Source organism: Parasphingorhabdus sp. SCSIO 66989, from assembly GCF_032852305.1.
GTDB classification, from domain to species: domain Bacteria; phylum Pseudomonadota; class Alphaproteobacteria; order Sphingomonadales; family Sphingomonadaceae; genus Alterisphingorhabdus; species Alterisphingorhabdus coralli.
Genome location: NZ_CP136594.1, coordinates 1,390,043 through 1,410,704, shown reverse-complemented (window position 1 = coordinate 1,410,704; position 20,662 = coordinate 1,390,043). Strand labels below are relative to the sequence as shown.

General features: G+C 55.4%; 21 protein-coding genes and 1 tRNA gene. 9 read left to right on the top strand and 13 right to left on the bottom strand.

Translation table 11 applies throughout. The features are described 5' to 3' along the window. Positions 1–24 precede the first annotated feature (24 nt). Both RB602_RS06665 and RB602_RS06660 read right to left on the bottom strand, forming a co-directional pair. A complete protein-coding gene (locus RB602_RS06665) occupies positions 25–798 on the bottom strand; it encodes a thioesterase family protein (RefSeq protein WP_317084072.1) in 774 nt (257 codons plus the stop codon). Between the two features lie 79 nt (positions 799–877). Continuing rightward, on the bottom strand, positions 878–1,390 hold the full coding sequence (locus RB602_RS06660) for a winged helix-turn-helix transcriptional regulator (RefSeq protein WP_317084071.1): 513 nt from the start codon (positions 1,388–1,390) through the stop codon (positions 878–880). A gap of 179 nt (positions 1,391–1,569) precedes the next feature. Between RB602_RS06660 and RB602_RS06655 the strand changes: the two genes are divergently transcribed. Next, positions 1,570–2,127 (top strand): tautomerase family protein, encoded by a 558-nt coding sequence (locus tag RB602_RS06655; protein WP_317084070.1) that lies wholly within the window; start codon positions 1,570–1,572, stop codon positions 2,125–2,127. Positions 2,128–2,164: 37 nt separating this feature from the next. On the opposite strand, the gene RB602_RS06650 is transcribed toward RB602_RS06655, so the two are convergent. Both RB602_RS06650 and cpdR read right to left on the bottom strand, forming a co-directional pair. Next, positions 2,165–2,239, bottom strand: a tRNA-Val gene (locus tag RB602_RS06650). A 112-nt stretch (positions 2,240–2,351) separates the two neighbouring features. After that, positions 2,352–2,726 (bottom strand): cell cycle two-component system response regulator CpdR, encoded by a 375-nt coding sequence (gene cpdR, locus RB602_RS06645; RefSeq protein WP_317084069.1) that lies wholly within the window; start codon positions 2,724–2,726, stop codon positions 2,352–2,354. 218 nt (positions 2,727–2,944) lie between these two features. On the opposite strand from cpdR, the gene RB602_RS06640 reads away from it, so the two are divergent. Both RB602_RS06640 and RB602_RS06635 read left to right on the top strand, forming a co-directional pair. Next, complete coding sequence (locus tag RB602_RS06640; protein WP_317084068.1) at positions 2,945–3,877, top strand: N-formylglutamate amidohydrolase; 933 nt, start codon at positions 2,945–2,947, stop codon at positions 3,875–3,877. A 70-nt stretch (positions 3,878–3,947) separates the two neighbouring features. Next, a complete protein-coding gene (locus RB602_RS06635) occupies positions 3,948–4,427 on the top strand; it encodes a hypothetical protein (protein ID WP_317084067.1) in 480 nt (159 codons plus the stop codon). A 66-nt stretch (positions 4,428–4,493) separates the two neighbouring features. Here RB602_RS06635 and RB602_RS06630 read toward each other — a convergent pair whose 3' ends face one another. Further along, on the bottom strand, positions 4,494–5,387 hold the full coding sequence (locus RB602_RS06630) for a SapC family protein (RefSeq protein ID WP_317084066.1): 894 nt from the start codon (positions 5,385–5,387) through the stop codon (positions 4,494–4,496). A 49-nt stretch (positions 5,388–5,436) separates the two neighbouring features. Further along, a complete protein-coding gene (locus tag RB602_RS06625) occupies positions 5,437–6,891 on the bottom strand; it encodes an FAD-binding oxidoreductase (RefSeq protein WP_317084065.1) in 1,455 nt (484 codons plus the stop codon). A 201-nt stretch (positions 6,892–7,092) separates the two neighbouring features. Between RB602_RS06625 and RB602_RS06620 the strand changes: the two genes are divergently transcribed. Together RB602_RS06620 and RB602_RS06615 are read left to right on the top strand one after the other, a co-directional pair. Next, positions 7,093–7,677, top strand: coding sequence for a hypothetical protein (locus tag RB602_RS06620; protein ID WP_317084064.1), 585 nt, complete (start codon positions 7,093–7,095; stop codon positions 7,675–7,677). A gap of 115 nt (positions 7,678–7,792) precedes the next feature. Next, positions 7,793–9,112, top strand: coding sequence for a DEAD/DEAH box helicase (locus tag RB602_RS06615; protein ID WP_317084063.1), 1,320 nt, complete (start codon positions 7,793–7,795; stop codon positions 9,110–9,112). 22 nt (positions 9,113–9,134) lie between these two features. Here RB602_RS06615 and RB602_RS06610 read toward each other — a convergent pair whose 3' ends face one another. The 5 genes from RB602_RS06610 to RB602_RS06590 all read right to left on the bottom strand — a co-directional run bounded on the left by RB602_RS06610 (position 9,135) and on the right by RB602_RS06590 (position 14,699). Beyond that, on the bottom strand, positions 9,135–9,827 hold the full coding sequence (locus RB602_RS06610) for a class I SAM-dependent methyltransferase (RefSeq protein ID WP_317084062.1): 693 nt from the start codon (positions 9,825–9,827) through the stop codon (positions 9,135–9,137). Positions 9,828–9,933: 106 nt separating this feature from the next. Continuing rightward, positions 9,934–12,189, bottom strand: a complete 2,256-nt coding sequence (locus RB602_RS06605) for a TonB-dependent receptor (protein ID WP_317084060.1) — start codon at positions 12,187–12,189, stop codon at positions 9,934–9,936. Between the two features lie 149 nt (positions 12,190–12,338). Next, entirely contained in the window at positions 12,339–13,085 is a 747-nt protein-coding gene (locus RB602_RS06600) for an enoyl-CoA hydratase/isomerase family protein (protein ID WP_317084059.1), read from the bottom strand. After that, complete coding sequence (locus RB602_RS06595) at positions 13,082–13,558, bottom strand: acyl-CoA thioesterase (protein WP_317084057.1); 477 nt, start codon at positions 13,556–13,558, stop codon at positions 13,082–13,084. Before RB602_RS06595 ends, RB602_RS06600 begins: the two co-directional genes overlap by 4 nt. Next, positions 13,542–14,699, bottom strand: coding sequence for an iron-containing alcohol dehydrogenase (locus RB602_RS06590; RefSeq protein WP_317084055.1), 1,158 nt, complete (start codon positions 14,697–14,699; stop codon positions 13,542–13,544). Before RB602_RS06590 ends, RB602_RS06595 begins: the two co-directional genes overlap by 17 nt. 259 nt (positions 14,700–14,958) lie before the next feature. Here RB602_RS06590 and RB602_RS06585 point away from each other — a divergent pair, with 259 nt between their 5' ends. The 4 genes from RB602_RS06585 to RB602_RS06570 all read left to right on the top strand — a co-directional run bounded on the left by RB602_RS06585 (position 14,959) and on the right by RB602_RS06570 (position 18,930). Beyond that, entirely contained in the window at positions 14,959–16,356 is a 1,398-nt protein-coding gene (locus RB602_RS06585) for a circularly permuted type 2 ATP-grasp protein (RefSeq protein ID WP_317084446.1), read from the top strand. A gap of 3 nt (positions 16,357–16,359) precedes the next feature. Next, positions 16,360–17,304: an alpha-E domain-containing protein gene (locus RB602_RS06580; protein WP_317084053.1), complete on the top strand. Its 945-nt coding sequence runs from the start codon at positions 16,360–16,362 to the stop codon at positions 17,302–17,304. Positions 17,305–17,319: 15 nt separating this feature from the next. Then, a complete protein-coding gene (locus tag RB602_RS06575) occupies positions 17,320–18,120 on the top strand; it encodes a transglutaminase family protein (RefSeq protein WP_317084051.1) in 801 nt (266 codons plus the stop codon). A 72-nt stretch (positions 18,121–18,192) separates the two neighbouring features. Beyond that, complete coding sequence (locus RB602_RS06570; RefSeq protein ID WP_317084049.1) at positions 18,193–18,930, top strand: proteasome-type protease; 738 nt, start codon at positions 18,193–18,195, stop codon at positions 18,928–18,930. Positions 18,931–18,993: 63 nt separating this feature from the next. Here the strand turns inward: RB602_RS06570 and RB602_RS06565 are convergent, their stop codons facing one another. After that, a complete protein-coding gene (locus RB602_RS06565) occupies positions 18,994–20,013 on the bottom strand; it encodes a hypothetical protein (RefSeq protein ID WP_317084048.1) in 1,020 nt (339 codons plus the stop codon). Positions 20,014–20,190: 177 nt separating this feature from the next. Further along, positions 20,191–20,586, bottom strand: a complete 396-nt coding sequence (locus tag RB602_RS06560; RefSeq protein ID WP_317084046.1) for a helix-turn-helix transcriptional regulator — start codon at positions 20,584–20,586, stop codon at positions 20,191–20,193. Between the last annotated feature and the right edge of the window lie 76 nt (positions 20,587–20,662).

The window sequence follows — 20,662 nt, the reverse complement described above, 5'->3', positions numbered from 1 at the left end:
TTCCTCTCTTGTCGCTCTTCTATTCTAAACAAATAATGCCACCGATTGCATGGCGGTCATGACCGGCTCCAACCGGCTGTTGCGCACGGTCATATATTGGCTGCTCGCGCCATTCTCGGCGTGATGGGTTTCCGAGCTTAACAGCCACCAGCCGCCTTCGGTCTCGGGCTTGTCGGTAAGCATATTGACCTGCCAGTTCATCGAGCTGACCGGGCCAGACTCGCTCATCAGACCCATAGCCGATGGCGGCAGCGCATCGCCGATGCACAGCAATTCGGTCATCACATCATGTTCGCCATCATCGCGCAGCCGGTGCCACGCCTCAAGCCTGTTGTTGCGCTGGCTGAGGTCCAGCCGCTTTTCCGGATAGTCAAAATGATAGGTAAAGAATTCGGGCGGGCCGTTGCGGGTCTCGCCCTCGCCGGGAATTGGCGGCGCTTCGTTGCGATCAAGCCCATGCTCGGTTACATGGCTGTCGCGCGGGTTCATAAAGATGAAGGTGCACATCAGGCCGACCCCGGCCTCGGAGGTGGTCCGCGCGCTGACAAATGCGGTGTTTTTGCCCCGGCGCAGCAGTTCGACGCTGACCGTACATTCCCCCGCTATCGGCCCGACAAAGGCGATCTGGCCAGAGCGCAGCGGCGGCACATCAGGGAAAGCCTTTTGCGCAACATGGTGCGCCAGCGCCGAAGACAGCCCGCCATAGGTGGTGCGCCCCTGCCTCCATGTCGAGGGGATGGATATGGTCGCGCTGCCATCGCTGACATTAACAGACGCGAGAAGATCGGAGAGTTGCATGCCCGCCGTTAAAGCGCAGTTTTGCGGCTTTGGCCATGGCTTTTTAAACGCATTTTGACGATCCTAGCAGGCCGTAACGTCAGCTCTCTTCACCGGCTGCGCGTTTGGCATGATAGGACGCAAAGAGCGCATGCGTGCTGTCATCCGCGCCTGCCCCGGGGGCAAATGCAATATCCCCTGGCTGCAGGAAATTGCCATTACGCGCCTGCACGCCAACGGCCTGAATCGGCGCCTTCTGGTCCTTATCCATGATACTCACCGGCTCCTTACCAGCGCCGAATATCCATTTGTCGCCCCATTGCACCAAGGAAACAATCACCGGAAACAGATCACGACCGCGCGGCGTCAATTTGTAGATATGGCGATCAACCCCAGGTCTGGTCTGTAATTTGTCCAGAATATCACCATCAACCAGCGCCTGCAGCCGCGATGACAGAACGGTTTTTGCAAGTCCCAACCGCTCCTGAAATTCGGAGAAGGACTGAACGCCGTAAAAGGCGTCGCGAATGATCAACAGCATCCATTTGTCGCCGATAATGTCGGCGGTGCGCGCCAATGAGCAGTTAAAGTGCTCCAGGGATGTGCGGGTCATACGGCCTCTTTCAAAATATTGTTTTTCTAAGATACCAATTTATCACATCAACTCTCATTTTCAAGCGCCGATTTATAATAGTAATCGCGCAGCATTGGAAACTCACCCCTTCAATTTAGTATCTTTACACTACCTAAAATATAAGTATGTTAAAGATACTAAACTGAAGGAGACTCACTATGCCCCTAATCACTGTCGACTATCCCAACGGAAAATTTTCGCCAGAACAACGCGACGAGCTCGCCGAGGCTATGACCCGGATCATCCTGCAGATTGAAGGCGGAGCGGATACACCCGAAGGCCGCTCAATCGCATGGGTGAAGTTCAACGAGATTGAGAGCCATGACTGGTACATCGGCGGCGATAATGGCACCGCCTTTGAAGGCGCAGCAGGCAAATTCCTGGTTGAATTAAACGTGCCCGAAGGCTCGATGGATCAGGAGCGCAAGTCCCAATGCCATCAGGCAATCTTCAAGGCGCTTACAGAAGCGACCGGCACAACCGGCATTGAAGATGCGGCGCGATCGATATTCATACAGATTGTAGAATGGCCCGAAGGACATCTTGCCTCAAACGGCAAAACATCCAGCCTGCTGGGCATTGCGAAACATGCCGGTATTCCTGCAGATCATCCGCTGCTGGCATTCCCGCGCGCCTATTTCGACGCCAAGGATCGCTTATATGATCTGGCAAACTATCCTGACAAAACCGCCGGACGCGCTATTGTGCGTTACTAGTCCGCGCTTGGATTCATCAGGGGATCAGGAAAGATGATGGTGGGCGTAGGAAGAGTTGAACTTCCGACCCCTGCGATGTCAACACAGTGCTCTACCACTGAGCTATACGCCCACTTGGATCATCATTTGCACTCGGGACAACTATGCGCCGAGGCAGGGGCGATCATCTAGCTATCGCCTGTGCGCTTTGCAAGCGTCTTTTTGTTCCGCTTCGCTGGAAGGTATCAAAGCCCGCTGGGGTCAACCTTATCCAATACGCGGTCGACCTCGAGCACCAAATCCTTGAGGTGAAATGGTTTGGAAAGCACCCGTGCACTGGGGGCCGCCTGCCCTGCCTTGAGGCTGACGGCAGCAAAGCCGGTAATGAACATGACCTTGGTTTTCGGGGACACTTTGGCGCAATGCTGGGCCAGTTCGATGCCATCCATCTCCGGCATGACGATATCCGTCAGCAGCAGATGGAACTCTTCTTCCTCCAACAATGGGGCTGCTGATGTACCACGATCAACATCTACGACTTCATAATCGGCCTTTTCCAATGCGCGCTTCAGATAAGCACGCATGGCATCTTCATCTTCGGCAAGAAGAATTCTTTCCATGGCAATCCCAGACTCTTTCGCAACCCGAGCGGCTCACCGCTCATTATTATTGATTATCAGCAACTGGTTAATTTATCGTGCCAAAGTCAGGCTACTACACATTGCACGTCAATACTGATTGATTTTTTCTATGGTAGAATTTTTCACGGCATCCTGACCAGCTCAATCGCGCCAGATGCGTTTTGACAAAGCCTGATAACTGGGCCATGTCGTCGGTCATGGCGTTGGATCTTACTGGCGATAACAGCTTTTGGCGATCAGGCGATGCTGGATTCGCTATTGGTCAAACCCCCGTCTTGCTCTCGGTGCCGCATTCCGGGCGCAACTATCCCGATGCCTTGCTCAACAATTTGCGCGTTCCATCACACGCTTTGCAGAAGCTCGAAGATCGCTATGCTGATCTGCTGATCAGCGAAGCGGTTAAGGATAATCATGAAGCGCTGTCCGCCTTGGCACCGCGTGCATGGATTGATCTTAACCGCCATTTGGATGACCTTGATCGGTGCGCGATAACCGGGATTGCGGCAAGCTCTGCCCTGCAACCCCTGCCAAAAGTCAAATGGCATGAACGCGCCGGGCAAAAAGGCAGCCCCTATCGTGCGAGTGTTGGCCTTGGCTTAGTTCCCACTCGGCTTAACAGCTATGGCGACCTATGGCGTGACCGTTGGGCCATGGCCGACATTGCGCAGCGCATTGAGCAAGTCCATGCGCCCTATCATCAGGCAATAGCTGAGAGGCTGGACCAAAGGCTGTCGCTCTTTGGTTGCGCGATTTTGCTCGACATCCACTCCATGCCAAGCCTGCCCAACGAAGCGGGCAAGCCTGAGACCCCGGTGCAGATCCTGTTTGGCGACCGCTTTGGTGCCAGCGCGCCGGACGGACTGATCAGCCAGATGGAGCGCCTGACCCGAGACCATGGCTTCCGCACCGGGCGCAATCGGCCTTATGCTGGCGGCTATATTCTGGATCGGCACAACCGGCCTGACGGGCCGATCTATGCGGTACAGGTCGAGGTTGACAGGGCATTATATCTTGATCGCCAGGGCGTTCCAGGACGCGCAATAGAGGCTGTCCGCAGGCTCATTGCTGCGCTCGCCAATGTCGCAGCGGACTATGCTTATGGAATGCGACGGATTGAAGCTGCCGAATAATATTTTACTATTGATAATCATTATCATTTATGCAATCCCGTGACTATTGAGATCATGAGGAGATTGCATAATGGCGGGCCAAGAAACGGATAACGCGCAAAATACAGACAAGAGCGTACACCAACACACCATCAGCAATGCGACTCATCTGGATTATTATACAAAGGGGCTGATGCTCGGTGCCCTCTCACCATTGGAGCGTCGGATCATGCTGGCCTTCCGGTTCAGCGTAATGGCGGGCAAGCGCAATCAGGATGTCGTCAGCGCGCTGCGCACCCGAACCGGGTCGCTTGAGACCGCAGTGCAGCTCAGCCGCATGGTCAAACGGCTGGCGGAGCGCTGGGAGGGGCCATTTATGATCTCCCCGCCCTGCTGCCAGCGGATGACGCCAGATGAAAAGCTGGTGGCGGATATGTTGCGTAGCGCCATGGCCAATGATCGTGCGGCTTTCAATCAAACGCTGCACCCGATGTTTACACGGCAAGAGATAACCGACTTCTGGTGGGTTACCCGCGCCACCGGCTTTGCTGCGCTGCAGTCCGTTTTGTAGTCTGGATACAAAAAAGGCGCTGCTACTATGGTAGCAACGCCTTTTCAATCTGATTGTCAGCGCGGATTAGCTGATCTGCGCGTCCTTGCCGGAAGCCTTTTTGGCCGGGCTTTTCTTCGCTGCCGGCTTGGCCTTCTCCTTGGAAGGTGCAGATGCGGGGGCCGGAGCCGCTGCATTGTCGACCGTCGGTGCATTGGTTACCTGCGGTACCTTGCCCTCGGCAACCTGCTGGGCGAAGACTTCGCGCATAACCTGAAGCGAGAAGAGGTGCGCATGGATCAGCGGCAGCATGCCATTCTGGGCCAGCTTACGCAGTTCATCGCCGCGCAGATCGCGCAGCTTCTCTTCATTGACCATCTGGAAACCGCGATACAGAAACGGCTTGTCATTACCCGACTGAGTGATCGACACTTCGCCGTCCATAAGAAGATCAAGCTTCTTCAGTTCCGTCATAAAGGCCCCGGTACGCGCACCGGCTTCCTCAAACTGCTCACAGAATTTCAGGATATTCTGGGTGGTCTCGGTTACCTTGCCGTCCTTGTCGAACAGATCATCACCGTCCTTGAAGTCGCCAACAGCACCGCTTGATGGATCAAAGCACAGCGAGAGTTCCTGTGAGTCTGGACGCAGTTTGGCGAGCAGGAACGGATAGCGACGAATGTAAGCCGGAACATAGACTGGATTCTTCATCTTGCCGTCATCGTTCATATAGACGTTAACGCCTTCATTCAGGCCCATCAGCGCCAACGGAACGGGATTGTCGCCAACCGTGAAGATGATCGGATAGTTACGCTGCGCCTGAGGGAATTCCTCAACGGTCAGCGGGATAGCATGGACGTCTTTAAGGAACTCGGCATTATCAAGGCCGCGCACTTTCCACTTGGCGTGGTCATTGCTGTTCAGTGGAACAAGCTCTTTGAAGAAGAGCGGCAAGTTAGTGGTTTGTGGCTGGCTCGCCATTGGTCAGTCTCCGAAATTCAATACAAGTAACAAAATTATTGCCCGCGCCTTAGGTGCTGTCGCCCGGTGACGCAAGGTTAATGAGTTTTCCGGGGTTCATAATCTGATCCGGATCAAAGGCTTTTTTAACCGCGCGTAAAGCAAATAGGCGTGCTGGATCGCCCAGACGCTCCAACTCATCACGCTTAAGTTGGCCAATGCCATGCTCCGCCGACAGCGATCCATTCCAGGCGGCGACCTGATCATAGACCCATTGGCTGATGTCTTTGGCGGCACCCGCATACCATTGATCGGCATCACTATTTGTAGGAGCCGTCACATGATAATGGACATTGCCATCCCCCATATGGCCGAAGGCGACGGCGCGGCTCCCGGGAAAGCGTTTCTCGGTCTCAGGGGCGACTGTTTCAATAAACCGGGCCATATCCGCCACCGGCACACTGATATCATGCTGAACCGCAGGACCTTCCGCACGTTCAGCCTCTGCTATGGAATCGCGAATCTTCCAAAATGCCTCTGCCTGGGCCTCGCTCGCGGACATGGCGGCGTCATTGATAAGACCCCGTTCCATAGCGCGCGCCATGATGGATTCCGCCCGCTGCGCAGACCCCATATCTCCAGCATCATCGCGGACGATCTCGACAAGGCAATGCCAGTCATGGTTCCCCGCTAGCGGCGCGCGAGTGCCTGGAATGTGCTGCAGAACATTATCGATGCAATGCTGCGGCATGATTTCAAAGCCCTCCATTGCAGAGCCAGCCTCACGCTCGAGAAACAGCAGCAATTTGCGGGCCGCACTTGGCGTTTCCACCCCGGCCCAGATTACGCAACGATCGACCACGGCCGGGCAAAGGCGCAGACGAGCGGCGGTGACGATGCCCAAGGTACCCTCCGCCCCGACCAGCAACTGGTTGAGATCGTAGCCACGATTGTCTTTCTTCAACGCCGCCAGGCCATCAAATACCGAACCATTGGGCAAGACGGCTTCCACTCCTGCAACCAGCGCCCGCATCGTCCCATGGCGCAGCACCTGGGTGCCGCCCGCATTGGTGGAGACCAGTCCGCCAATGGTCGCAGAACCTTTTCCACCCAGAGTGAGCGGGAAGCGCAGCCCTGCCCCTTCCAGGTGCTCATGCAGATTTTGCAGAATGACTCCCGCCTCGGCAATTATGGCGTGTTCTTCCGGCAAATCTTGTCGAATGGCATTCATCCGACGCATGGAAAGCAGCACAGCATCGCCCGCCTGATCCGGTGTTGCCCCGCCAACCATGCCGCTATTGCCACCCTGAGGCACGATCGCAACCTTGTGCTCTGCAACGGTCCTAACCAGAAACGCCGTTTCTTCGGTGGAGCGAGGTTCAACCATGACGGGCGAACGACCATGAAAACGGCCACGCCAATCGGTCAACCATGGCGCGATTGCATCCTGATCGGTGACAATATGTGGCGACAGATCACTGCTGCGCAGTTGATCAACAAAGCGATGCAGTTTTTCGTCAGTCATGGCGGTAATCCCTGTCCGGACAATCTCTTGGGCCATTCAGTAGCGATGAACAGTTGCGTCGTTGCAACAGTTGGCAAACGGTTATGGCTTTTCGGGTTAATGACATGTTCAAATCACGATAGTAAAGCAACCCGATATTGGGTTTGAGCGTTGGGGTCAAAACCACAGGGGCATGGACTCGCGCTGAGGTAGATCATCAAGATGGCGTTTTCAGCAGCATTGCTGCTTTTTATTGCACTGGATGCCGCACCGGATGTCGTTCCGCAGACCGAATCTGTGGACCACGCCGAGCCGCTGGCCCGCGTGTCGCAAACGCCGACAGAAACAGTATCTGCGCAAGAACAACAATTATTGCCGGACAATCATCCCTGGATGCAATGGATGGCCGACCATAATGGCCATGACACCGTCATGCAGATGCGTATCCAGCGCCGTGTCGTCATCCGCATCCCGCGTACCACCAGCCGCAGGCAACCGCTCAGCGATATCCGGACCGGACAGCTCAGCCGCAACTGGGAAGAGCGCAAAATTGGTAAATGCCTGACGATGAACAGCATCGCCGGGGTTCAGATCGCCAGCAATGACCAAATGCTGCTCTATCTGCGTGACCGCCGGATCATCCGCGCGCAACTGGAAAAGGCTTGTCGTGCCCGCGACTTTTATTCCGGTTTCTATCTCGAACAGAGCAATGACGGGCGCCTGTGCGTCGAGCGCGACGTCTTGCATGCGCGGTCTGGTAATAAATGCGAGTTGAAACGCATCCGCCAGCTTGTACCAAAGGACTGACACGCTCAAACCTCTTGCATAGATTGACTTTTGCGCATTTTGCCCGCAAAGCGCGGCTTTGTGTTCCCTGATTGAACAACAACCGGCGCTCAGCGCCATTTTTCTCGGATAGACTATGAATTTTGCCGATCTCGGCCTTTCTTCTGAATTGTTAAAAGCCGTGGACGATGCCGGCTATAGCGAGCCGACCCCGATCCAGGCGCAGGCCATCCCATCGGTATTGATGATGCGCGATCTGATCGGCATCGCGCAGACGGGTACCGGCAAGACCGCGTCCTTTGTCCTGCCGATGATCGACATATTGGCGCAGGGCCGTGCGCGTGCGCGTATGCCGCGCTCGCTGATCCTGGAACCGACCCGTGAGCTAGCGGCGCAGGTTGCCGAGAATTTCGAGAAATACGGCAAATATCACAAACTCTCCATGGCGCTGCTGATTGGCGGGGTATCCATGGGCGATCAGGTCAAGGCGCTGGAAAAAGGCGTTGACGTTTTGATCGCCACACCCGGCCGCCTGATGGATCTGTTTGAACGCGGTAACATATTGCTCACAGGCTGTGAGTTGCTGGTGATCGATGAGGCCGACAGAATGCTCGATATGGGCTTTATTCCCGATATTGAGCATATCTGTTCCAAGCTGCCGACGACCCGTCAGACCATGTTGTTCTCGGCCACCATGCCGCCGCCGATCAAGAAGCTGGCGGACAAGTTTCTCAGCAACCCGAAGAATATAGAGGTAGCGCGTCCAGCAACAGCCAATACCGCGATCAGCCAGACCAAGATTCCGGTGACAACCCGCGGCAAGCGCGCATTGCTGCGGCACTTGCTCGATGCCGATGACATGCGCACCGCAATCATCTTCTGCAATCGCAAGACCACGGTGCGTGAGCTCAACAAAAGCCTCAAGCGCCATGGCTTTGATTCCGGCGAGATTCATGGCGATATGGATCAGTCAAACCGACTGGCGGAGCTTGACCGGTTCAAAGCAGATACCATCAACATTTTGGTGGCGTCAGATGTTGCGGCGCGCGGACTTGATATCAAAGGCGTCAGCCATGTGTTCAACTTTGACGCACCCTGGCATCCGGATGACTATGTCCATCGCATCGGGCGAACAGGCCGCGCTGGCGCCACCGGAAAGGCATTCACATTCTTTACCGAAGATGACAGCGAGAACATTGCCAATATTGAGGCGCTAACCGGTCAAGCGATTGAGGAAATCGCCAATCCGCTGAAGAACGCAATGCGCGCGCCCGGCGACAACCCCAAGGGCAAAGGCAAAACCGAGCGGCCAGCAGAAGACAAGCTCGAAAAGGAAAAGAAAACCGGCAAGCCACGCAAACAAACGCTTAATCCAGAAAGGCCGGAACTGGATGGCGATGATGGCGGCTGGAACGGGCCGGTCCCGGATTTTCTGTCAGTCGCCCTGGAGCGCTAATCCCAACGCATTACTGGCGGCGCTAAACCGCCGTCGCCGTCCATCCACGATACCATAGAGTCTGGAAGAACAGTTTAGGCGGGCTGAACCCTGTCTCTCCAAACAACTCCGCTGTTCGCGATCCTGAGATAGTTGGCATAGCCTTTATTGTCGCCGGAGCAGAGGCCACAACATCATGATGCAGCCCGGCAAGTTCAGCATGACGCAGGAAAACCGGCTCCATCGCATCAAAAGCCGCTTCGTCTTCATAACTGACATCGGCGAGCAGAAAAACCGCACCAGGCCTAATGCGCTGCCTAATGGCGCGCAGATAGGCCAGCTTGCCATCTGGTCCAGGTTCGTCCGGGAAGAAGTGCATCACCAAGAGAGATGTGGCCGCATCAAACCCGGCCCCGGGCGCTTCAAGATCAGATATGGTGCCCTTGACCAGGCCGGTACGGTTCTTCGCTGAGCTGAGTTCCCGGTAGTGTCGGGCAATGCGCAGCATTTCCTCGGAAGGATCAAAGCCAGTGATTGTAAATGCTCTGCTGCTCGCTCCGAGTGTCTCTATTTCTCGACCGCCACCTGCACCGGCGACGAGAATATGCGCTTGTGCATCAAGAGAGTGCTCAAGCTGCGCGAGCACAAGTCTATAGAGCGCATCCGCTCCTGGTAACGCCTTTTGCATCTTACGATAGCACTCAACCGCAAATGCAAGGTCATTATCATAGTCCATCGCCTTCGCCGCCTCTCAGTCGATTGGATAAACCCACCACCCGAAGCAGATCGGCCCTTCCCGCCACCAATGCTGCGGGACGGAAAGGGCCGTCAAGGCAATGGTTTTAGAAGCTCATTCGTGCCGATACCCGGAAATCGCGACCGGCCAGCGGCGCAAAGTCTTTGGTAAAGCTTGCCGCACGGCGACCCACGACATCAAAGATATTGTTGGCAGAAGCCAGCAGTGTCACATTGCCATTGGGCCCCATCGGCTTCCAGGCGACCTGTGCATTGACCAACGTAAAGCCCTCGGTTTCGGTCTCGAAATTGGCGTTGCGCTCCTGATCGTCAAACCACTCAACCTCAACGCGGCCGGTGATCGAGTCGCTCTGAGCTTCCAGACCTCCAAGAACGCGCAGGGGCGGGATACGTGGCACCGGACCGAGGCCATCCAGTGAGGCGCGGGTATAGTCAACCACAGTATCAGCGGTAAAATTGAAGTCCCCTGCCCGCGCCAACAGCACCGAGCCCTGCGCTTCAAAGCCATAGAATTCGGCATCGTTCTGAATGAACTGGAATACCGGCAGACCATCTTCCTCTTCGCCTGTTGGCACGTCGATCAGGAAGTTCTCAAAGTCATTATAGTAAGCGGTAACGCCAAACTGCCAGGTTGGGCGCTCAATCTGCAGATAGATTTCACCGCCCATGCTGCGCTCGGTATCAAAATCAGGGTTACCGACTTCAAATGCCTGGGTCGCGATATGCGGACCGTTGGAGAATAGCTCTTCTGGTGCCGGGGCACGTTCTGAACGGCTTAAATTGATACCAATCTTGGCTCCTTCATCAAAGAAATAGCCAAAGCCCAGAGCTCCAGAGACACTCGTGAAGTCGCGGTTGATACCCAAAACGTCGACAAAATTGGCGAAACGGGGATCATCGCCACGGTCCTGAACATCGCTATTTACGAAGTCGACGCGCAGCGCGCCTTCAATATCGAAATTGCCGGTGGTATATTCCTGCACCGTGAAGATACCGAACTGGCTGGTTTCGTTAGGCGGTACAAAGGCCTCTGCACCGACAGCGGAGAAATCGCTGAAGCTGTACTGGATACCCGAAGCACCGCGCCAGCCTCCACGATCCGCCTGTACCAACTCGGCGCGGGCTTCAATACCCTGATTGGTAAATACCGTTCCGACCTCGTCGCCCTCGAATTCGATTTGCTCGAAATCGGCATAGGAGCCGCGCAGGGTCAGTTTCTGGAAGAAACCCTGCAGATCAATCTCGCCACGGAAATCCACCTTGACCTGTTCCAGGCCAATCGTGACATTCTCATGGTCATGATCGTGATCATCATCGTGATCGTCGTGATCATGGTCGTCATCATGATCGTGATCGTCATCATGGTCTTCATCGCCATGAGCATGCTCGGCACCCGGACGAGCGGGCACACCATAATCGCTATCAAAGTAGCTGACAGAGACACCGAACATGCCGCCATCACCGAACCAGCTCAGGCCGCCGCCAAAGCTGTAGGTCTCGGTCGCGGTATTGGGAATGCGGTTGCGCAGTTCGGCCAATTCTTGAGCCTCTTCCGCTTCTTCAAAATTGCCTTCTTCGGTTTCCTCAGCCGCAATCTCAAGCTGTTCCGCGCGCAATTCCGGCGACAGAACAAATCCGCCAACCTCAAGGTCATCGGTATTGCGATAATTGCCATCGACATGGAAAACGAGATTGTCGCCCAGCGCGAAATCAAGGCTGGCACCAACGCTGCGTTCATTGGCCGCCGAGGCGAAGCTGCCCAATACGTCGAGGTGGAAAGGTTCGTCTTCCAGTCGATTGCGCGGAATACGTTTGTCGATGCTGTTCACCGCACCGCCCAAAGCATTACCGCCAAACAGCAGTGTCGTCGGCCCCTGCAGAACCTCAATGCGCTCAAGCAGCAGCGGCTCGACCGTCACAGCATGGTCCGCAGAGCTGGTCGAAACATCAATGGTACCCAAGCCGTCGTTCAAAACAAGAATACGGCGACCCTGGAAACCACGCAGAACCGGACGCGAAGCGCCTGGAGTAAAGCTGGTTGCAGAAACACCGGGCAGCTTGGTCAGCATTTCGCCTATTTGCGGTTCAAGTTCCTGGGTAAGTTCATCGCCTTCCAGGATCGACTTGTTGGCGACGAGGTTGAGATCATCAACATAGTCTGCCGTGACAACAATACCGGGCAAGGTGTGATAATCCTCGGTATTGATGTTGCGTTCACGGTCCTGCTGCAACTGGTCGTCAGCCGGAGCAGTGGCAGAAGCACTCTGGTCATCAGCCAGAGCCGGGGTTGCCATTGTGGTGGTCAGAAGCGCGGTGAAAAGTGCAGCATATTTGCGGCGCATAGCGAAGAGCCTTTACGTTTATTATCTGTTGTTGAGTTGACCGCTGCGTCTATTGTTAATGATATACCATATCAAGAACAAATTTTACGTTTCCGACGAAAAACTGTCATGTGCGGATAAACTGCAACAAATGGCTCTATGCCGGGGCTTCAAAAGCCCGCCAGCCGCTCCACTGTATCGTCAATATCGGGATATTCGCGGGCTAATTCCGCGGTCAGTGATGGCTCTATACCCTGGCCCTCTTCAGCAAGCCGATAAAGGTCTTTCATCGCGGCAATAGCCGTCTGAGAATTGGCGACAATTTGCTCGCAACGCTCTGTTACCAGCGCATTAAGAGCCGCTTCATCTTCAACCGCTGCATTGGCGAGACCAATCGCGGCGGCTTCTTCGCCCAATAAAGTACGTGCGGTAAACGATAGTTCGCGGGAGCGTCTGATGCCGATCGCACGTGGTAAGTTTTGGGTCATGCCCCAGGTCGGGCGAATGCCGAATTTGACATGTGTATCGCCGAATTTGGTTTTGACGGTGGTAAAGATCATATCGCAATGCAGCGCGATCTCCAGCGCGCCGGTGAAGCAAAAACCATGCACTTTAGCGATGACAGGAAAAGGCGCAGCCCTCACCGCTGCACCAAATTCGGCGCTGGGTTTATCGAATACATCACCAATTTTGCCTGCCTTGGGCTCAATGCCCTGCAAGACCTTCAGATCGACACCTGCCGAAAACGCCCTGCCCGAGCCGGCAATCACGGCTACGCGCACATCAGGTCCAGCGCCAGCAATGGCATCGCGCATGGCTTCGAGCATTTCGGGACGAAAGGCATTGAGTGCATCGGGGCGATTCAGCGTAAGTGTCAGAACGCCGCCGTTATTCTCGATCAATACCATATCGCTCATGCATCACCTCTGATTTGCAGCTTCTCCAAAACCCCGCGCAAGTCGGTCGGCAGCGGCACCGGGCGACGGTTCTCGCGGTCAACATAGACATGGGTGAACACGCCATTTGCCGAGGCGCTGTCATCTTCATTGGTGAATAACGCCACGCCATAGCGCACCGCGCTGTTGCCGATATGCTCAACCCGAACCCCGGCATGGATGCGATCGGGAAAGGCCATGGGCTTGTGATAGGAACAGCGCGTTTCCACAACCAGCCCGATGGTCTCGCCGCCATGAATATCGAGGACATCATGGCTGATCAGCAACTCGTTCACGGCGGTGTCAAAATAGAAATAGGATATGGCGTTATTGATATGGCCATAAATATCATTGTCTGACCAGCGCGAGGTGATCGCAACAAATTCGGCATAATCTCTGCGCTGCGGCGGTTGTGGGCGGTCTTTTGATTTTTCGGCCTTACCAGGCGGCATCATACACCTCCCGCGCTGCATCGCGGGTCATCTCGCGCGGATTGTTGATCAGCAGCCGCTCCTGCAGCATCGCATCATCGGCCAGCCTGTCGAGAGAGTCCTCGGGAATATCAATATCGCGCAACCGCTGCGGCGCGCCGCTATCGATGGAGAGCTGTTCCAGATAGCCAATAAACGCCTCCGCCTTAGCAATCTCCCCATCGGGTGCATTCAGATGCAATGCGTCGGCCAGTTCAGCATATAATGGCGCAGCAGCATCGAGATTGAAGCGCAGCACATGCGGCATCACCAAGGCATTGGAAAGACCATGAGGGACATGAAAAATCCCGCCCAGCGGATAGGCCAGCGCATGCACCGCACCGACCGGCGAATTGGCAAAGGCCTGTCCGGCAATCATCGATCCGCGCAGCATCGCCTCACGGGCAACCATGTCATCGCCATGATGACAGGCGCGCACCAGATTGCCGGTGAGCAACCGCAGCGCCTCTTTCGCCAGCATGTCGGACATCGGATTTTTCTTCAGACGGCCGGTATAGGACTCAATCGCATGCACCATGGCATCAAGCCCGGTCGACGCGGTGATATGGGCAGGCAAGCCAATTGTGAGTGCCGGATCAAGAAACGCACCATCTGCGTAGAGCCGGGGTGACACAATCCCTGCCTTGGTGGTTTCGCCCGTGGTCAGGATGGCAATCGGCGTTACCTCTGATCCGGTACCCGCCGTGGTCGGCACCATATACAGTGGCAGGCGCGGCGCGGTCACATTGCCAACACCATACATTTCCGCGAGCGGCTGCGGCTTGGGTCCAGCCAGCACCGCAATCACCTTGGCGCTGTCCATCGGGCTGCCGCCGCCTAGCCCGACAACCGCATCAGCACCAAAATCGCGCACGGCTTCGGCCATGGTGATGACAATCTCTTCCGGCGGATCAGCGACTATGCTGTCAAATACCAATGGCTCAAGCCCCGCGCTACGAAGCGCAGCCCCTACTGTCGCGACAACACCAGTGGCCACCAGCCCTTTATCGGTAACCACGGCGATGCGCGTTAGCCCCTCACCTTTTAGATGCGCCGCCAGTTCAGCGACAGCACCCTCACCAAAAACACAATGCGGAACGGTTTGAAACAGGAAATTGTCAGTCATAACCTATCCCTGCATCGGACGCACGGCGGGTGTCAAAGGGAATTGCATGGTGCCGATGGGAATGCTCAGCCGTATTGCCGCATAGGAATGTGTAGCGGAACGTAAACCACCATCACATCTGTATCATATTGCACCGCAATAATTGAAACCTTTACAGCCTGTCATCAGCCTGTAGTAATAGCCAAATTCCAATATATCATCCATTCCGGGAATAAAATTACCCGGCACTGGCAGGGGGGATTGCGGCGTGTATGACGAAATGTTCGGAACGGACGATACGCTACGCGCACCCTATGCTGCCTATCAGAAATGGCTGGACGGTGAAAAGGCCGACCGCCTGAAGCGCAAAACCCGTGAGGCCGAGGCCTTTTTCCGCAAAACCGGGATCACCTTCAATGTTTATGGCGAGGAGGAAGCCGATGAACGGCTGATCCCGTTTGATATTGTGCCGCGCATCATCACCGCGCGCGAATGGCGCAAGCTGTCGCGCGGCATTGAGCAGCGCGTGCGTGCAATCAATGCGTTTCTCTACGATATCTATCACCGCCAGGAGATATTGCGCGCCGGGCGCGTTCCGGTTGAGCTGATCGCGCAGAATGAGGCGTTTCTGCCGCAGATGATCGGGGTGAATCCGCCCGGCGGCATCTACACCCATATTATCGGCACCGATATTGTCCGCACCGGCGATGACCAGTTTTATGTGCTGGAGGACAATGCCCGCACACCCTCAGGCGTCTCCTACATGCTGGAAAATCGCGAAACGATGATCCAGATGTTCCCCGAACTGTTCTCGCAAATCGCGGTGCAGGAAGTCGGGCGCTATCCGCAAGATTTGCGCCGCTCACTCGCCGCATGCGCACCGCCAGCATGCAGCGGCAAGCCTACCGTAGCGGTGCTAACACCGGGTATTCATAACAGCGCCTATTTTGAGCATAGTTTTCTTGCGGATCAGATGGGCGCAGAGCTGGTCGAAGGCCATGACCTCAGCGTACAGGGTGGCCGTATCGCGATGCGGACAACGCGCGGTTATCAGCCGATTGATGTGCTCTACCGCCGCATTGATGATGATTATCTTGATCCGCTGAACTTCAAACCGGAATCCATGCTCGGTGTCCCCGGAATAATGGATGTCTATCGCGCCGGCGGCATTACAATCGCCAATGCGCCCGGCACCGGCATCGCCGATGACAAGGCACTCTATTCCTACATGCCGCAGATCGTCGAATTCTATACCGGCGAGAAACCAATGCTGGAAAATGTGCCGACCTGGCGCTGCAGCGAGAAGGATCAACTCGCCTATGTCCTCGACAATCTGCCCGAGCTGGTGGTTAAGGAGGTGCATGGCTCAGGCGGTTATGGCATGCTGGTCGGCCCGGCGGCGACCAAGAAGGACATTGAGGAGTTTCGCAAGAAGCTGGAGAATAATCCGGGCAATTATATCGCCCAGCCAACGCTGGCGCTCTCCACCGTCCCGATCTTCACCAACGCCGAACTGGCGCCGCGGCATGTTGATCTGCGCCCCTTTGTTCTGGTCTCGCCCAAAGGCATCAGCATTACACCCGGCGGCCTGACACGGGTGGCGATGAAAAAGGGCTCACTGGTGGTCAATTCCAGCCAGGGTGGCGGCACCAAAGATACCTGGGTCTTGGAGGAATAGGCGATGCTGGGCAAAACCGCAGGCGGCCTGTTCTGGATGTCGCGTTATCTAGAGCGCAGCGAAAACAGCGCACGCCTTATCGATGCCGGTTTCCGCATCGCCCTTACCCGCTCCAAATCCGCCGCTGATGAATGGGAGTCGGTGCTGACCACTGTCGGAGCGCGCACCGCCTATTGCGAAAAATATGACGATTTCAGCTCAACCCAGGTGATCGACTTTCTGCTGCGCGATACCAGCAATCCGGGCAGCGTTCTGTCGATTACCAAATTGGCGCGCGACAATGCGCGTTTGGTGCGCACTGCCATCACCCGCGAGGTCTGGGAAGCGACCAATGAAAGCTGGATGACATTGAAAGACCTGTTCCGCCGCAAGGTGCGCGAGCAGGATCTGCCCGATGTGCTCAACACCATCCGCCAGCAAAGCGCCCTGGTGCGCGGCGCGGTGATGGGCACGATGATCCGCAATGACGGGTTCAACTTTTCGCGACTGGGTACCTTTATCGAGCGCGCCGACAACACCGCGCGTATCCTCGATGTGAAGTACTATTTGCTGCTGCCAACTATCGCCAATGTCGGCTCCTCACTCGACAACGTCCAATGGGAAACAATCCTGCGCTCCGTTTCGGCGCAACGCAGCTATCGCTGGCTGAACGGGCCGGACACAAATCCGGTGCAGGTCGCCGAATATCTTATCATCAACCGGCAAATGCCGCGTGCCCTCGCCTTTTGCTACAACAAGATCGACGATAATCTTGGCCATCTGGAAGGCAATTATGGCGAGCGCACGACCGCCAGTCAGATGGCCGACGATATCTGCGAAGAATATATGAGCCAGCCCATCGAAACCATTTTCGACAATGGCCTGCATGAATATCTGCTCGAATTTCTCGCCGCCAATAACCGGCTGGCGATGCAGATTGAGCAGGATTATCGCTTTCAGCAGAGTTGAAGGACCGGCCAGACCATGCACCTCCATATCAACCATGTCAGCCGCTACCATTATGACACGCCGGTCCATTATGCTTTGCAGCAATTGCGCCTGACGCCGAAGCGGCGCAAGGGGCAGAATGTCATTACCTGGTCGATAGCGGTGGAAGGCGGCAAGAAAGAGCTGCGCTTTGAGGATCAGCACAGCAACAGTGTTGACCTGATCAGCATTGGCCGCGGCGAGCATGAGATCATCATCACCTGCACCGGCGAGGTTGAGCTTACCGATAGCAGTGGTGTGATCGGAAAGCATGGTGGCCATGCCCCCTTATGGTATTTCCAGAATGCCACCGAGCTTACACGCCCGGGCCGCGAAATCCGCAGGCTGGTCAGTGAATTACGCAAACAGGAATTGCCCGCGCTGGAGCAGGCGCATACGCTCTCACAAATGATCCGCGATGCCGTTACCTATTCCACCGGCGAAACCCATGCCGAGACCAGCGCCGAGGAAGCACTGAAGCTCGGCGAAGGTGTGTGTCAGGACCATAGTCACATCTTTGTCAGCGCCGCCCGTCTGCTCGGCTTTCCGGCGCGTTATGTTTCGGGCTATTTGATGATGGATGACCGGGTGGAGCAGGATGCCACCCATGGCTGGGCCGAGGCGCATATTGACGGGCTGGGCTGGGTCGGTTTTGATATCTCCAACGGCTACTCCCCCGACGAACGCTATGTTCGTGTCGCCACCGGACTCGACTATCGCGAAGCGGCCCCTATATCGGGCATGCGCTATGGCCATGGCATGGAAACATTATCGGTGGAATTGCAGGTCCAGCAATAGCGCTCTCAATTGGATTTTCTGTTATCGTCTTCGGCGATAGCACGAATCATTGCCGCTAAGGGTCTCAAATATATGACATATTGCGTGGGTATGAAGCTTGATCGCGGGCTGGTGTTTATCTCCGACACGCGGACCAATGCCGGCGTCGACAATATCTCCCAGGTGCGCAAGATGAAGATCTGGGAAGAGCCGGGCGAGCGGGTGATAACCCTGCTTTCCGCAGGTAATCTCGGCACGACGCAATCGGTGGTCAGCCTACTCGATGAGCGATCCAAGGCACCGCAGGAACGTGATCCATCGATCCTCAGCGACCCCAGCATGTTCGAGGTCGCCCGCCGCGTCGGCGCAACCTTGCGCGAAGTGGTCCGCACCCATAGCGATGAGGGGCAGGAATCTGCTTCCACCTTCGGCGCGACGCTTATTCTCGGCGGCCAAATCAAGGGCAGCGAACCCAAGCTTTTCCTGATCTACCCGGAAGGCAATTTTATCGAAGCCAGCGCCGACAATCCCTTTTTTCAGATTGGCGAGGCCAAATATGGCCGCCCGATATTGCTGCGCGCCTATGACAAGGAAATGTCGTTCGAGAATGCGATCAAGCTGTTGCTGGTCTCCTTCGACTCTACCATCCGCGCCAATGTTGCCGTCGACCTGCCCTTCGATATCATGGCCTATGATGCCGACAGCCTGAAAATCGGCCAGGAGAAACGCATCGAAAAAGACGACCCCTATTTCGCGCAAATCTCCAGCGGCTGGGGCGAGGCGCTGAAACTGGCGTTCGATGCCCTGCCCGATTTTCAGTTTGGTGCCTAACCGGACACTCATAATCCTGAGACAAACAGGTCTTTTTCGAGCCCTATAACCGCTCTTCTTATCTCACCGCCTCGCTGGAAACTGGCATTGCGCCGTCGCCTGATAGGTTGAGCGCCAGGTGGTGTCAGTCGCCTTGCGCGAATTGGTTGGGACGCTGTTGACCCGCAATACCTTGCCGCCCGCATCGCGGCAGCGGTCACGCGCAATTCTCTCCGCACTACCGCGCGCCTGATTGCTGGCCGCGGATGCACTGGGCATCAGACCCGATGTTGCCGATGCCTTGATCAATTCTACCTGTGGACGATAATCTGCGGCATTCTGTCCGGCATAACCGGCATAGCGCTCGGGCACACGGCCCGCGGCGCGCACAAATTGTGCTTGCGGTATCTGGTTGGCCTTCCCTGTCGTCACCGCTGCATCAATAGCGACCATATATTCCTGATCGTCAAAGGTAGAGCTGTCGCCACCATCAAGCGAGCGCGATACAATATCCACCGCACGGACAAACTGGCCGTTCATCATCGCAGTCGCATAACTGTCCCAGGCTTTGCGGTCTTTGGCCCATTCAGGATAGCTCTGCTCATAAGGTTGGCTGCTGATCGCATTGAGAAAATGCTCGGCACGGACCAGTCCTCCCGGGTGCATCACGACCTTGCCATGCGGCACCGCGCATTTGCCAATTTCCTCAACCATGTTTTTGACTTCCCGGTCCTTTTCCATGTCGCGGCTGGCATAATCTTGGGAAACCGACAAAAATATCTGCCGCCATGCATTGCCGTTGGCATAGTCGGTGACGAACTTGTTGCCATAATGGTGGAACTGATATTGGGTATAGCCATATCCCAACTCGCCATGGGCATAGGCCAGATTGATATCATAGCTGCCTGAATTCATGGTCGCCCAGACGGTGTAGAGAATCATGCAGCGAATGTCGCTGTTAATATCTGATCGGCCATAATGGCTGTTCTTCTTGCCCTTGAGATAGGCCTTGCGGACGTCGGACGATTTGATCTTCGCTTCGGCTGTGCTTGGCACAACCATGGCAGTCAGCACCAACGCGGCGATACAATGACGGAATTTCACTCTGCCCTCCCCGGATTTGGTCCAGAAGGCGCACCATAGCGCTTAAGAGAGACAAAAATTGTAAGAACCAGACAAAATCTGGTGGACAGGGCTGGATTCAGATATTCTAATTAATATCTCTATATGAATAGCTTAGGTTGCATGGCAAAGAAATAAGCCAACAAAAGAGCCAACAAATCACAAGCGCCCCAAGGCGTCTTTGCCTATATCTTTGACCGAACTCTCGTTCGATTCTTCGATCATCTTCTCAATGGCTCTGACCAGGAACATCTGACGCTTCTGATACCCACGAAGACTTACATCGCGCTTGGGCACATCGTTACCCTCGGCCAGTTCTTCGACCGAAACATCGAACACATCGGCAATAACCACCATTCTGCGATAATAAGGCATATAGCGCCCATCAACCCAACCGGATATAGCTTCTATGGTTACGTTGATGCCTCGCTCAGCGAGTTGTTCCTGCAACCACTTAAATCGACCTCTGCCTATTGGAGCGTCAGGATGCCCTAACAGCAGTTTATCAAGCCGCTTTGCGAACTCGGCCTTATCCCCGTCATGACGTTTCCCCATGCTCTCTGGTCACTCCTCTTTACCGCCTATTAATGCTTAACGAGAGGCACAGTTACCGGGAAAGAGGTTACTATTC